The organism is Salinivibrio costicola subsp. alcaliphilus (assembly GCF_001996185.1).
Classification (GTDB): Bacteria; Pseudomonadota; Gammaproteobacteria; order Enterobacterales; family Vibrionaceae; genus Salinivibrio; species Salinivibrio costicola.
The window spans coordinates 69,142-82,987 of sequence record NZ_MUFR01000014.1 but is presented as its reverse complement, the minus strand read 5'-3'; the positions used below and the strand labels follow the sequence as shown (position 1 = coordinate 82,987).

The 13,846-nt window shown below is 50.4% G+C and carries 11 protein-coding genes and 2 tRNA genes; 1 reads left to right on the top strand and 12 read right to left on the bottom strand.

The features are described 5' to 3' along the window. A partial coding sequence (locus BZJ21_RS06715) for an Ig-like domain-containing protein (protein WP_131826335.1) occupies positions 1-1,204 on the bottom strand: 1,204 nt, incomplete at its 3' end. A 252-nt stretch (positions 1,205-1,456) separates the two neighbouring features. Beyond that, entirely contained in the window at positions 1,457-2,344 is an 888-nt protein-coding gene (locus BZJ21_RS06710; protein WP_201788216.1) for a LysR family transcriptional regulator, read from the bottom strand. A gap of 102 nt (positions 2,345-2,446) precedes the next feature. Between BZJ21_RS06710 and metE the strand changes: the two genes are divergently transcribed. Continuing rightward, the gene (gene metE / locus BZJ21_RS06705) at positions 2,447-4,717 is read left to right on the top strand and encodes a 5-methyltetrahydropteroyltriglutamate--homocysteine S-methyltransferase (RefSeq protein WP_077669404.1); all 2,271 of its coding nucleotides are present in this window, start codon (positions 2,447-2,449) and stop codon (positions 4,715-4,717) included. A 135-nt stretch (positions 4,718-4,852) separates the two neighbouring features. Here the strand turns inward: metE and rpsO are convergent, their stop codons facing one another. From rpsO to glmM, 10 genes are all read right to left on the bottom strand, one after another. After that, positions 4,853-5,122, bottom strand: a complete 270-nt coding sequence (gene rpsO / locus BZJ21_RS06700; protein WP_025673889.1) for a 30S ribosomal protein S15 — start codon at positions 5,120-5,122, stop codon at positions 4,853-4,855. A 155-nt stretch (positions 5,123-5,277) separates the two neighbouring features. Next, the gene (gene truB, locus BZJ21_RS06695; protein ID WP_077461712.1) at positions 5,278-6,234 is read right to left on the bottom strand and encodes a tRNA pseudouridine(55) synthase TruB; all 957 of its coding nucleotides are present in this window, start codon (positions 6,232-6,234) and stop codon (positions 5,278-5,280) included. Between the two features lie 3 nt (positions 6,235-6,237). Further along, entirely contained in the window at positions 6,238-6,630 is a 393-nt protein-coding gene (rbfA, locus tag BZJ21_RS06690; RefSeq protein WP_077461713.1) for a 30S ribosome-binding factor RbfA, read from the bottom strand. Between the two features lie 87 nt (positions 6,631-6,717). Beyond that, entirely contained in the window at positions 6,718-9,435 is a 2,718-nt protein-coding gene (gene infB / locus BZJ21_RS06685; protein ID WP_077661330.1) for a translation initiation factor IF-2, read from the bottom strand. 21 nt (positions 9,436-9,456) lie between these two features. Next, the gene (gene nusA, locus BZJ21_RS06680) at positions 9,457-10,944 is read right to left on the bottom strand and encodes a transcription termination factor NusA (RefSeq protein ID WP_077461715.1); all 1,488 of its coding nucleotides are present in this window, start codon (positions 10,942-10,944) and stop codon (positions 9,457-9,459) included. Between the two features lie 21 nt (positions 10,945-10,965). Next, positions 10,966-11,421 (bottom strand): ribosome maturation factor RimP, encoded by a 456-nt coding sequence (gene rimP, locus BZJ21_RS06675; protein ID WP_021023286.1) that lies wholly within the window; start codon positions 11,419-11,421, stop codon positions 10,966-10,968. A gap of 336 nt (positions 11,422-11,757) precedes the next feature. After that, positions 11,758-11,834: transfer RNA gene (locus tag BZJ21_RS06670), tRNA-Met, on the bottom strand. A 64-nt stretch (positions 11,835-11,898) separates the two neighbouring features. Beyond that, positions 11,899-11,985, bottom strand: a tRNA-Leu gene (locus BZJ21_RS06665). 7 nt (positions 11,986-11,992) lie between these two features. Next, the gene (gene secG, locus BZJ21_RS06660) at positions 11,993-12,331 is read right to left on the bottom strand and encodes a preprotein translocase subunit SecG (RefSeq protein WP_021023287.1); all 339 of its coding nucleotides are present in this window, start codon (positions 12,329-12,331) and stop codon (positions 11,993-11,995) included. Between the two features lie 176 nt (positions 12,332-12,507). Further along, the gene (glmM, locus tag BZJ21_RS06655; RefSeq protein WP_021023288.1) at positions 12,508-13,845 is read right to left on the bottom strand and encodes a phosphoglucosamine mutase; all 1,338 of its coding nucleotides are present in this window, start codon (positions 13,843-13,845) and stop codon (positions 12,508-12,510) included. Between the last annotated feature and the right edge of the window lies 1 nt (position 13,846).

The following is a 13,846-nucleotide window of genomic DNA, read 5'->3' as shown; positions in this document are numbered from 1 at the left end:
GGCCATCGAGCTCGTCACTGCTGATCACGCCATCATTGTTGGCGTCTTCGGTGATGGTGACCGTCGGCGCGCTGTTGTCCTCACCCGCCTGGGTGTCGACCGTATGCTCTGATGAACCGGTGCTCTCTACCGTATTGCCCGCGTCATCCGACGAGCTCACGACCACCTCGAACTCGGTGTCCGCCGCCAGGTCGCTGCCGGCCACGTCCACGCTCCACTCGCCGTTTTCATCCACGGTGGTGGTGTAGTCTTCGCCGTTGATGGTCATCGCAACGGTATCGCCTTCGGCGATGTCGCCGCCGCTCGCGCTGCCGGTGACCGTGATGGTCTCGCCCGCTTCTTGCGCGTTGATCACGTCATCGCTGGTGATGTTGTTCACGCTGACCGTGCCGGCATCCGCGCTGGTATCAACCTCAGCTTGATCACTCCCCGGCTCGGAGGTGTTGCCGGAGGTGTCGGTAATGGTGGCTTCTACGGTTAATGTTTCTCCGTCTGCAGGAGTGTCTGGCAGTGTGATGGTGACGGTGCCGTCTATGATATTTTGCGCGGTAATCGTCGAGGTTTGACCATTTACGGTTAATACATCACCCGGATTAGCACCAGTATCGGACAGATCGATCAATACCTGGATCCCATCACCAAGCTCTTGCCCACTAATAATGCCATCGTTGTTAGCATCATTAACAATGGTTACGCCAGGGATTCCGGGAGCGGTGGTGTCAATCGCAAGCCCCGCTCCGCCTTCTGCATCGCTACCAATCGCCCCGTCGTTGGTTGCAAGCGAATCAGTATCAAATCCTGAGCTTGCAATGGTCTCGCTTCCATCACGCTCAACATTGACATAACTCCATGAGCCACTGCCGGCTGCAGCGTCACCACCAGCGGCGGTCGCTTGGTCATCTTCAATGGTGATCTCGCCTTCACCATCAAGGATTTGTTGCTGAATCTCGGCTATTTCATCTTGAACATCTTGCGGCAATCCATCGAGCACGGCGCCGGGCTGCTCTCCCTGAGCCTCAACGGCGAGTAACGTTCCGTCGCTAAGTACAATAACAGCCTCACTGTTATCTGGCAGAACCAGCTCGGTTCCAGACGGAAAGGACGTACCTTCGGTCACTGTCATTGGCGTGCCATTGACAAGCAGTACACCATTTCCTTGGATACTTTCGACGTTTACATTGCGAGAGAGCGAGATTGATTTCATAGCCGGGACTCTTTATCCATAAAAAATGTGAGGTGCATTCAAAGTCTATCACTTGCATTATCTAAGGAATTAGACTTCTTCGAAAGTAATTTTACGCCGAAATGTGCACTTTGTACGGCTCAACATTGAGACAATACGTAAGTATAGGTGGGTGTTTGAAACGGCGCGAAACTATGCTCTCAAACCATGCCCTTAAAGTATGCTCTTAAATGTCACTATTAACGGGATTGAGTGTTTTATCTCTTAGTCACATCAATGCATTACGGTTGAACTGGCTTTTTCGATGAAGTCTTGGATGTAATCATCTCTTTGTCCCTCGCGTACACCCAAATGGATCGATTTATGAATGCCTGTTTTGCCCATGCGAAGAATATGTAGGTTTAAACGCTGTTGATATTCCAAAGCCAGCCATTTGGGGAGTGCCGCGATCCCGCGCTCAGCGGCAACCATTTGCAGCATGATATCGGTTGTTTCTATGGTTTTGTGTTTGCGCGGTGCACAGTGCGCCGGCGCCAAAAACTGGGTAAAGACATCTAAACGCGATTGATCAACAGGGTAGGTAATCAGCACTTCCTGTGTTACTTGCTCAGGATCAACATGGTCAAACGCCGCGAGTGCACTTCGTCCGCTCACCACCAGCACCTGTTCGTAATCAAACACGGATACGTATTCTATGCCTGGTTTAAGTAAGGGATCGGGCGTGACGAGCACATCAATCTCATGGCCAAACAATGCGCCCAAACCACCGAATTGGAACTTTTGTTTGACGTCAACATCCACATCCGGCCATTGATGTAAGAAAGGCTCAACCACCTTAAGCAACCACTGATAACAAGGGTGACACTCCATGCCGATGCGCAATGTACCGCGCTGGCCTTGAGCAAATTGTTTAAGCTGCTGTTCAGCGTGCTCGAACTGAGGAAGCATACGCTCAGACAGCGTAAGCAAGTACTCACCCGCTCGCGTGAAATGAAGCTGCCGTCCGGATTTTTGCCACAAGCTAATCCCGAGCTGGCTTTCTAGCTTTTTCATCGCATGGCTAATCGCGGACTGGGTGAGATAAAGCGTCTCTGCGGCTGCGGTAAGCGACCCTTGCTCTTTGATCGCTCGCAAAATATGAAGGTGGTGACGTTCTAACATGTCTATTCCATGACTAAAATTCATTGACTGATGAAATAATGCCATTTTAGTTCATAACGAGAAAGCCCTATGCTGAATTCAATCAAAAAGGAGGACGTATAGATGGCTAAAACTCATAATCTCGGCTTTCCACGTATCGGCGCCCAGCGCGAACTTAAATTTGCACTCGAGCGTTACTGGCGTGGCGAATCATCCCAACAAAACTTAACCGATCTTGCGAAAGATCTGCGCCGCAGTCACTGGCAACAACAAAGTGAACTCGACATCGCTCCCGTTGGCGACTTTTCATTTTATGACCATGTACTCGACACCAGCTTTTTAGTCGGCAATGTCCCTGACCGTGTGGCTGACCATCAAGATAACACCCTGGATAACTACTTCCGCGTCGCTCGTGGCCGCTCGGCAAACGATAGTACTTGCCAGTGCGTGCATGCCGGTGAAATGACCAAATGGTTCGATACCAATTATCACTACATCGTGCCAGAATTTACCGCGCAAACAACGTTTAGTCTTCATGCTGAAAATCTATTGACGCAAATAGAAGAAGCCAAAATAACCGGTATAAACACCAAGCCAGTTTTAGTCGGCCCCGTGACTTACCTTTGGCTGGGCAAAGAAAAAGATGCATCGAACAAACTGGATCTGCTCGATAAGCTCTTGCCCGTGTATCAAACACTGCTGAGCAAACTGGCAGAAAAAGGCATTGAGTGGGTCCAAATCGACGAACCGATCTTAGTCACGGAGCTCGCGCCTGAATGGCAGACGGCACTAAAAACCGCGTATCGTGCATTAAGCCAAACCAAGGTCAAGTTATTGCTGGCGAGCTACTTCGGCGAGCAAGCTGAAAATCGTCCATTGGCGCAATCGTTGCCCGTTGACGGCTGGCACTTGGATGCTATTCGTGGTCGAGGGGATGTGGATGCATACCGTGACACGCTTGGCGATCAACACGTTCTGTCTCTGGGTGTAATTAATGGTCGTAATGTTTGGAAAACTAACCTTGATGCCACGTTAGAATGGCTCGAACCGATTCATCAATCTCTGGGGGATCGCCTCTGGCTCGCGCCGTCTTGCTCTTTGCTTCATGTGCCGGTCGATTTGGCGAGCGAACAAAAGCTCGATCCTGAGGTAAAAAACTGGCTTGCCTTTGCGTATCAAAAGCTAGAGGAGCTGGATGTACTCGCGCGCGCCCTTAATCACGGCCGTCAAACCGTTCAGCCCGCGCTGGACAATAACCGTGAGGCAATAGAAAGCCGTCAGCAATCACCACGCGTACACAACCCTAAGGTGCAAGCCGCATTAGCAGCAATTACACCACAATTAGGGACACGGCAGCGTCCGTTTGCAGAGCGCATTCGCTTGCAACACGAGCAGCTCAACCTGCCACGCTTCCCGACCACCACCATAGGCTCATTTCCACAAACCAGTGCCATTCGCCAAACGCGCTTGCAATACAAGAAGGGCGACATTGATGCCGCCACTTATCAAGACATTATGCGCAAAGAGATCGCCCATGCGGTGGAAAAGCAAGAAGCGTTAGGGCTCGATGTGTTAGTGCATGGTGAGGCTGAGCGTAATGATATGGTGGAGTACTTTGGCGAACAGCTGGATGGGTATGTGTTCAGTCAGTTTGGCTGGGTGCAGTCGTATGGCTCTCGCTGCGTAAAACCGCCGATTTTGTTTGGTGATATTGAACGCCCTAAAGCAATGACAGTGGAATGGACCCAGTACGCGCAATCTCTGACGGATAAGCCGCTGAAAGGCATGCTTACCGGACCGGTCACTATTCTTAATTGGTCATTTGTGCGTGATGATCAGCCTCGATCACAGACCTGTAACCAACTGGCGCTGGCGATCCGCCAAGAAGTGCAGGATCTTGAGAAAGCTGGCACCCAAATCATTCAAATAGATGAAGCGGCGCTGCGTGAAGGTTTACCTTTGCGTCGCAGTGAGTGGCAAAATTACCTCGATTGGGCAATCAACGCGTTTAAAATTGCCGCCAACGGCGTGAGTGACGAGACGCAAATCCATACCCATATGTGTTATTCCGAGTTTAACGATATCATCGCATCCATCGCGGATATGGACGCCGACGTGATCACCATAGAGACCTCTCGCTCGGATATGGAACTGTTGGACGCATTTGATCACTTTGACTATCCCAATGACATTGGCCCTGGCGTGTATGACATTCACTCCCCCAATACGCCAAGCCAAGCGCAAATTGTTGGGTTAATGGAAAAAGCCGCCGCCCGTATTCCTGCAGAAAGATTGTGGGTGAACCCAGATTGCGGCCTAAAAACCCGCCAATGGGATGAGGTGATCCCGGCATTAGAAAACATGGTTGCAGCGGCGAAAGCGCTTCGTCAGTGACGCTGCATCAGTGATACTGCGTCAGTAGCGCGAAGATCAAAACATCGTCAAACAAAAAAACGTGCCACGGATTGCTCCGGTGGCGCGTTTTTTATATAAAGAAAAGGGAGCCTGAGCTCCCTTTTCTCCAGAATCTTAGCGACGGATGCCTAGACGCTTGATAACGTCCAAGTAACGGTCAACACTGTTCTTTTTCAGGTAGTCCAGCAGCTTACGACGACGTGAAACCATGCGTAGCAGGCCACGGCGGCTGTGGTGGTCACCTTTGTGCTCAGCGAAGTGCGATTGCAGATCGTTGATTGATGCGGTCAAAAGGGCGATTTGAACTTCCGGTGAACCCGTGTCGTTCTCGGTTTTGCCAAAATCAGCAACGATTTGTGCTTTTGCTTCTGCAGTCAGAGACATAATGCTCTCCTAATAAGAGTGTGTGATTATCATGCACCAGCCAATCTCTGATTCAGCCGGTGCCCGAAGGCGCGTATTCTACTGACTTTCGTCTAAGGTAGCAATCTATCCACGCCGCTTTTTCCGTTAAACACGCGCAAATGGCAGCGTGTTTTTTAGCCTGCTTCCGGCTGGCGACTGGCCACTAAACGACGTGGCGCCACCAAGCCATCGGCGTCAATTTCACCAACACCAATAAAGTGACGTTCCTCGCCCGCGGTTAAGCGAACAAAGCCACTGGTAGGTGCATTCGGCACCTGTACCGCTTGGCCTTGTAATGCATAGCTGGCCATTACCGGCAACAAGTTGATTTCTCGCAAGTCTTGTACCGCGGTATCAAGTGGGAGTAACAAAGGATCCAGCAACTGCTTAGGTTGGATCTCTTGTTCTCTGGCTTCATTCAACAAGCTTTCGAGCTGCTCTAATGTCACCATCTGGCGCGTCGGATAGCCAGAAACACCCGTGCGACGCAGTGCGGTGACGTGGGCACCACAGCCTAGCATTTCCCCAAGATCATCGACGATGGTTCGAATGTAAGTGCCTTTAGAACAATGGACTTCCATCTCAATCTCATCACCTTCAAAGCGCAACAATTCAATTTGATGAACATGAATCGTACGCGCTTCACGCGGTACTTCAATGCCTTGACGCGCATATTCATACAAAGGCTTACCTTGATATTTGAGCGCGGAGAACATCGATGGGATCTGCTGGGTTTCACCACGGAACTTAGCAATACAGCGCTCCAGCAATCCTAAATTGACTTTTACATCGCGGGTTTCTACCACTTCACCATCGGCGTCTGAGGTATTGGTGCGCTGACCCAACTTTGCCACCACCCGATAACGTTTGTCGGCATCCAGCAAAAACTGAGAGAACTTGGTCGCTTCACCTAGGCAAATTGGCAACATGCCCGTTGCAAGCGGATCCAAGGCTCCAGTGTGTCCTGCTTTCTCGGCAAAAAAGATACGTTTTACTTTCTGCAGAGCATCATTAGAGGTTATGCCCGTGGGTTTATCGAGTAGGATAATCCCATCAACGGGGCGACCTCGACGACGTTGACGACGCGCCATCTTTTATTCCTCACCTTTGTCATCATCATCACGGCGCTCATTATCACTGCGCACCGCTTTGCTCACCAGGTTCGAGATACGAATACCTTCAGTCAGCGACTCATCAAATACAAAAGTCAGTTCCGGCGTGATACGTAAACGAATTGCCTTACCGACCAATGAGCGAATGTATCCGCTCGCTTCATTGAGTGCCTTTAGGCTCTCGGTTGGTGCTTGTTCGTCAACGGTTAAAAAGGTGACGAAGACTTTGGCGTAAGCAAGGTCACGCGAGATTTGGACGTCAGAGACGGTCACCATACCGATACGTGGATCTTTCACTTCACGCTGCAGAATCAGTGCAATTTCTTTTTGCAACTGATGGGCGACGCGGTCCGTCCGGCTAAAATCTTTACCCATTTTCTTTTCTCTCAACAAAATGGGGGTAAGCGCATGCGCCTCCCCCCACGGTGTATCCAAACGACCTGGCTGTTTTTAAACGCTTAATTAGTCAATTGAGCGCTGAATTTCAACCGTTTCAAAGACTTCGATTTGGTCACCAACGCGAACATCATTGTAGTTCTTCACGCCAATACCACACTCGTAGCCTTTCTTCACTTCGTTCACATCATCTTTAAAGCGACGCAGTGATTCCAGCTCCCCTTCGTAGATAACCACGTTATCACGCAGAACACGAATTGGGTTGTTACGCTTAATCAAGCCTTCAGACACCTGACACCCGGCAATTGCGCCTAGTTTTGGTGACTTAAAGACATCGCGAACTTCTGCCAAACCAATGATTTCTTGTTTGAACTCAGGCGCAAGCATACCGCTCATCGCTTGTTTCACTTCATCAATCATGGTGTAGATAACAGAATAGTAGCGAAGATCTAAGCTTTCATTCTCGATAGTCTTACGTGCGGTCGCATCGGCACGCACGTTAAAGCCACAAATGATCGCGTTCGATGCCGCTGCCAGTACCGCGTCGGTTTCAGTAATACCGCCCACGCCGGAACCAACAATCTTCACTTTGACTTCGTCAGTTGACAGTTTAACCAGTGAATCGGCAATTGCCTCAATCGAACCTTGTACATCGGCTTTCAGAACGATGTTGAGCTCAGAGACTTCACCTTCTTCCATGTTCGAGAACATGTTTTCCAGTTTGGCTTTTTGCTGACGCGCCAGTTTCACATCACGGAATTTACCTTGACGATAAAGTGCCACTTCACGGGCTTTCTTCTCGTCACGTACAACCGTAGCTTCATCACCGGCGGCAGGGACACCTGACAGACCTAAGATCTCAACCGGAATGGATGGACCAGCATGTTCGATGTCTTGACCGTTCTCATCACGCATCGCACGAACACGACCGTATTCAAGGCCACAAAGTACAATATCGCCTTTATTCAAGGTACCTTCTTGAACCAAGACAGTCGCAACAGGACCACGGCCTTTATCCAGACGAGATTCAACCACAACGCCACGCGCCATGCCTTTCTCAACCGCTTTCAGCTCAAGGACTTCTGATTGCAACAAGATGGACTCGAGCAAGGTATCAATGTTTTCACCCTGTTTAGCAGAGACGTGAACAAAGATGTTCTCACCGCCCCACTCTTCTGGGATAACATCATACTGCGCGAGCTCATTCTTGACGCTGTCAGGGTTAGCACCTTCTTTATCCATCTTGTTGACGGCAACAATCAAAGGTACACCCGCGGCTTTGGCGTGTTGAATCGCTTCTTTGGTTTGTGGCATCACACCATCATCGGCCGCAACCACCAACACAACGATATCCGTCGCACCCGCACCACGTGCACGCATCGCGGTAAACGCTGCGTGTCCTGGCGTATCCAGGAAGGTGATCATGCCGTTATCAGTTTGTACATGGTACGCACCGATATGCTGAGTAATACCGCCAGCTTCACCCGTTGCAACGTGTGCTTTACGGATGTAGTCGAGCAAGGATGTCTTACCGTGGTCAACGTGACCCATGATAGTAACAACCGGTGCACGCGGTGCCATAGGTGCATCGTTATCACGATCAGAGAGTACGGCCTCTTCCAGCTCATTCTCTCTGCGCAGGATAACTTTGTGACCCATTTCTTCCGCGACAAGCTGTGCGGTTTCTTGGTCAATCACCTGGTTAATGGTCGCCATTGCACCCATTTTCATCATGGTTTTAATGACTTCTGCACCTTTCACCGCCATTTTATTCGCGAGCTCAGCAACCGTAATGGTTTCACCGATCTCGACTTCGCGGTTTACTTTCTGGGCAGGTTTTTTAAAGCCATGCTGCATCGAAGACGGCTTAGCCATACGGCCTTTGCCTTTACCACCTTTGCCACGACGGCCTCGGGGGTTTTTGTCTTCTGTTGCAGTGGCTTTTTTCTTTTTCTTACGACGCGGCGCGGCCGTTTCTTCGCGGCGATCCGCTTCGTCTTCCGCTTCGCGGGCATATTCGGAGGTAACCGTATGGTGGTCAGCCGCCTCCATGGTACTTAGCGCTTTGTCTTGATCTGACCAGCGCTCTTGATTTGCTTCTGCCATTTTGCGTGCCTCTTCTAACTGCCGCTGACTTTCTTCTTCAGCTTTACGCTTGGCTTCCTCTTCCTGGCGACGCTTAAGTTCATCAGCTTCTTTCTTCGCTTGCGCATCAGCAGCACGAGTGGCAGCAGTATCCGCTGCGTCGTCTTCAGGCTGCTCAGATTTTGGTTGCGCTTGCGGCTTGGCTTCACGCTTAGCTTTTTCTTCAGCTTCGCGTTTGGCTTTCTCTTGTGCTTCACGCTTGGCTTTTTCTTCGGCCTCACGTTTCGCTTTCTCTTCTGCTTCGCGTTTTGCTTGCTCTTCCGCTTCTAGACGCGCTTTTTCTTCGGCTTCGCGTTGGGCTTGCTCTTCCGCTTCTTGCGCTGACTTTTGGTCTTCAAGCTCGCTACGCTTCACATAAGTGCGCTTTTTACGCACTTCGACTTGGACATCTTTGTTTTTTCCGCCAGCCCCTGACACGCTCAGTGTGCTACGTTTCTTGCGCTGAAGCGTCAGACGCGTCGGAGCATTGCCGTTGTCACCATGCTCACGCTTTAAATGCGTCAACAAAGCTTGTTTTTCATCTTGGCTTACCTGATCGTCCGCCGATTTTTGCATACCAGCTTCTTTAAACTGCTTCAGCAGACGATCAACCGGCGTATCAATTTCCTTCGCCAGTGTATGTACTGTAACCTCTGACATTCTGCTCCTCCTTTGCCGTCTTTACGCTTCGTCGCTGAACCAGCAGATATTACGCGCTGCCATAATAAGCTCGCCTGCACTGGTTTCGTCCAATCCATCAATATCTAACAGATCGTCAGTGCCTTGATCAGCAAGATCTTCCAGCGTCTTCACGCCTTTCGCGGCCAGTTTAAAGGCCATCTCACGAGAAAGGCTGTCTAATGCCAGCAGATCTTCGGCAGGTTCAGCGTCTCCCAGCGATTCTTCTTGTGCGAGCGCGATGGTGGTCAACGCTTCTTTCGCACGTGCGCGCAAAATGTCGACAGTATCTTCGTCTAAGCCGTCAATTTCGAGCATTTCGCTGGTTGGCACATAGGCCACTTCTTCAAGGGTGGTGAAACCTTCTTCCACCAAGGTTTGTGCAAAGTCTTCGTCAATATCGAGATATTTAACAAACAGCTCTAACGAAGCTTGTGCTTCTTCTTGGTGTTTTTTCTGGAGGTCTTCAACCGTCATCACGTTCAGTTCCCAACCGGTCAGTTGAGAGGCCAAACGCACGTTTTGTCCGTTACGCCCAATCGCTTGCGCCAGGTTATCAGCCTCGACGGCAATATCCATGGAGTGGGTATCTTCATCGACGATGATAGAGGCGACGTCTGCAGGCGCCATGGCATTGATCACAAATTGGGCAGGATTATCGTCCCAAAGCACGATATCAATACGCTCGCCACCCAGTTCAGTTGATACCGCTTGTACACGTGCACCACGCATCCCCACACACGCACCGACGGGATCGATACGTTTGTCGTTGGTTTTCACGGCAATTTTAGCGCGTGAAGCAGGATCGCGGGCAGCGCCCATCAGCTCAATCATCTCTTCGCCAATTTCTGGCACTTCGATGCGGAATAGCTCACTGAGCATTTCTGGCTTGGAGCGCGTCATGAACAATTGGAAGCCTCGCGCTTCAGGACGCACAGCATACAACAGACCACGTACTCGGTCGCCAGGACGGAAGTTTTCACGAGGGAGTTGATCATCACGTTGAATAACCGCTTCCGCGTTGTTTCCTAAGTCGACAATGATAACATCGCGATTGACTTTTTTGACCACACCGGTGACAAGCTCACCTTCGTTATCCATGAACTGCTCAACCACTTGTGCACGCTCAGCTTCACGCACTTTTTGTACGATCACTTGCTTAGCGGTTTGGGTGGTAATGCGGTCGAAAACAACCGATTCAATTTGATCTTCTACAAACCCGCCTAGTTCGAGGGTTTCATCATCATATTGGGCCGCTTCCAACGTGATTTCACGCGTTGGCTGGGTGACTTCATCGACGACAAGCCAACGACGGAAGGTGTCGAATTCACCGGATTTGCGATCAATGGCGACACGCACATCGATTTCGGCCTCGTACTTCTTTTTGGTTGCCGTTGCCAGCGCGGTTTCCAGTGCTTCGAAAATACGCTCTCGTGGAACGGCTTTTTCGTTTGAGACCGCTTCGACAACAGCCAAGATTTCTTTATTCATCTACTAATGCCTCATTTACTCTTAAAATGAAGGAACCAGGTTTGCTTTGGCGATGTTACTCAAGGCAAACGCCTCATCTTGGCCGTCCACGCGAACCGTGATGGTATCGCCATCGACAGAAAGGATTTCGCCTTTCCACTTACGGCGGTTTTGCATAGCCATTTTCAGCACGATGTTCACTTCATGCCCGATGAATTGCTGATAGTGATCAGCGGTGAACAGTGGACGATCAACACCTGGAGATGACACCTCTAGGTTGTACGCCACTGTGATTGGGTCTTCCACATCCATTACCGCGCTCACTTGACGGCTCACATCGGCACAATCGTCCACCGTGATACCATTTTCATGGTCAATAAAGATACGCAGTGTTGAATGCTGGCCAGCTCGAACAAATTCAAGCCCAACCAACTCATAATCCAACGCCTCAACAGGCGCGGTTAAAAGTTCAGCCAGTTGTTTCTCTAATCCTGTCATTCCAAACCCCAGAAATAAAAAAAGGGCTTAAAAGCCCAGTTACTATCCGAATGGTCTTCTTCAGATAACAAAAAACCCCGAAAATCGGGGTTTAATGTAACTGGACCCTGATGCTATGCCATCAACATAAGTCGTTAGCATAGCCGTTATTGCTGGTGTCGGAATCATCGCAACAATAACGAGAGAGTAACTCTCTACACAAAGGCTTATTGGTCCGCTTCGTGCTGCCCCGAGGGCAAAAAGGCTAGCACGTGGCTAGCCCGGTCAGCGTGGCTTTGACAACAAACGCTGACGCGTTATTCAGTTTAGCCGTTATTTAAACAACAAACTTAAAATTGGTTGCGGGAGACGGATTTGAACCGCCGACCTTCGGGTTATGAGCCCGACGAGCTACCAAACTGCTCCATCCCGCGTCCGATTCGCGATAATTATATCGCTTTTTACAACAAAGGTGCAAGTGATTGCCCTTTGTGAACTTGGTGCCGAGAGCGGGACTTGAACCCGCACGCCTATAAAGGCACTACCCCCTCAAGATAGCGTGTCTACCAATTCCACCACCTCGGCTCAATTCTTACTGAGGGATCTCACTGTTATCAACAGGGATTTCATCCTCTTTTGGCGCAGCTTGCTGTTGTGTAGCAGGCTCGCTTAAATCTTCAAAACCGCTTTTTGCTTTAGGGTCATGCGCTGTCAAGTTACCGAGCACAAGACTCAGTGCGAAGAACGCGATTGCAAAACCGGTTGTCATTCGGGTTAAAAAGTTTCCAGAGCCGCCAGAGCCAAACACAGTGTTTGATGCCCCAGCCCCGAATGAGGCTCCCATATCTGCGCCTTTACCTTGCTGAACCAGAACCAGGCCAATTACACCGATTGCGGCCAACAGATAAATCACAAGTAGAATTTCGTACATGGTTCCACCTATGCTCCAGGTTGTTGAGCCGGCAGTGTTACTTCTCAGCCAGCGCAGCCCCCTTTGTTGGGAGCGGGTGAATACTAGCGAAAGCGCGGTGATGAAACAAGAGAAATTTACAAAAAACCTTGATTTCGACGTCGTTTGCGCAATCTATGACCACCCGCCCGTTATTATTAACAGTTCGCCTTCACCGCCTCTGCAATTTCGAGTGCGTAGGCGTTCACGTTATCAGCATCCGGTCCTTCGACCATCACCCGAATCAAAGGCTCAGTGCCTGATTTGCGCAGCAACACGCGCCCCTGCTCACCCAGTTTATTTTCCACTGCGGCTTTGGCAGCCAGTACGGGCTCACTTTGGAGTGGGTCGACACTGCCACTAAAGCGCACGTTTTCTAGTACTTGTGGCAATAACGTCATGCCATCGCTTAACGCTTTTAAATCCATTCCCGTGGCGGCAACACTAGCCAGTACCTGCAATGCCGCCACAATGCCGTCTCCGGTGGTGACTTTATCCAAGACAATCACATGGCCTGAATTTTCCGCACCAATTCGCCAGCCTTTTTCTTGGAGTAGCTCCATCACATAGCGATCACCCACTTTGGCACGTGCGAATGGGATCCCGAGCGATTGTAATGCCAACTCCATGCCCATGTTGGTCATCAAAGTGCCAACCACGCCGCCTTTCAGCTCACCACGGCGTAAACTTTCGCGCGCGATGATGTAGGCAATTTGGTCGCCATCAATTTTATTGCCAAGGTGATCAACCATGATCACACGATCACCGTCACCATCAAAGGCTACCCCAAGGTCTGCTTTTTCTTCCAACACGCGTTGCTGCAGCGCGCGTACATCGGTAGCTCCCACTTCATCATTGATATTGGTCCCGTTTGGCGCACAGCCAATGGTCAGCACGTCTGCCCCTAATTCACGAAAAACAGAGGGGGCAATGTGATACGTCGCACCATGGGCGCAATCAAGGATAATTTTTAAGCCACTCAGGCTTAACGCACTGGGGAAGGTGCCTTTACAGAATTCGATGTAACGTCCGGCCGCATCGTTGATGCGGCTTGCTTTGCCCAATTCGGCAGATTCGACACAAGTAAGTGTTTTTTCGAGTTCCGCTTCAATCGCAAGCTCAACATCATCGGGAAGTTTGGTGCCCTCGGAGGAGAAGAATTTAATGCCGTTGTCGTAATGCGGGTTATGTGAGGCAGAAATAACGATCCCTGCTTCAGCGCGAAACGTTTGAGTCAGATACGCAATCGCCGGCGTTGGCATAGGGCCAGTGAAAGCGGCTTCTAAGCCTGCTGCGGATAAGCCTGATTCGAGTGCAGACTCAAGCATGTAGCCCGATATTCGAGTATCTTTACCAATCAGCACTTTGCGGGTACCTTGTTGCGACAAGACGCGCCCGGCGGCCCAACCTAGTTTGAGCATAAACTCTGGGGTGATCGGAAATTCGCCCACCTTACCGCGCACACCATCTGTGCCAAAGTATTTACGTTCTGCCATT

Excerpts from the sequence above, each read along its gene's own strand:
- BZJ21_RS06710 (WP_201788216.1), bottom strand. The coding sequence starts at position 2,344 with ATGTTAGAACGTCACCACCTTCATATTTTGCGAGCGATCAAAGAGCAA.
- metE (WP_077669404.1), top strand. The coding sequence starts at position 2,447 with ATGGCTAAAACTCATAATCTCGGCTTTCCACGTATCGGCGCCCAGCGC.
- rpsO (WP_025673889.1), bottom strand. The coding sequence starts at position 5,122 with ATGTCTCTGACTGCAGAAGCAAAAGCACAAATCGTTGCTGATTTTGGC.
- truB (WP_077461712.1), bottom strand. The coding sequence starts at position 6,234 with ATGGCGCGTCGTCAACGTCGTCGAGGTCGCCCCGTTGATGGGATTATC.
- rbfA (WP_077461713.1), bottom strand. The coding sequence starts at position 6,630 with ATGGGTAAAGATTTTAGCCGGACGGACCGCGTCGCCCATCAGTTGCAA.
- infB (WP_077661330.1), bottom strand. The coding sequence starts at position 9,435 with ATGTCAGAGGTTACAGTACATACACTGGCGAAGGAAATTGATACGCCG.
- nusA (WP_077461715.1), bottom strand. The coding sequence starts at position 10,944 with ATGAATAAAGAAATCTTGGCTGTTGTCGAAGCGGTCTCAAACGAAAAA.
- rimP (WP_021023286.1), bottom strand. The coding sequence starts at position 11,421 with ATGACAGGATTAGAGAAACAACTGGCTGAACTTTTAACCGCGCCTGTT.
- secG (WP_021023287.1), bottom strand. The coding sequence starts at position 12,331 with ATGTACGAAATTCTACTTGTGATTTATCTGTTGGCCGCAATCGGTGTA.
- glmM (WP_021023288.1), bottom strand. The coding sequence starts at position 13,845 with ATGGCAGAACGTAAATACTTTGGCACAGATGGTGTGCGCGGTAAGGTG.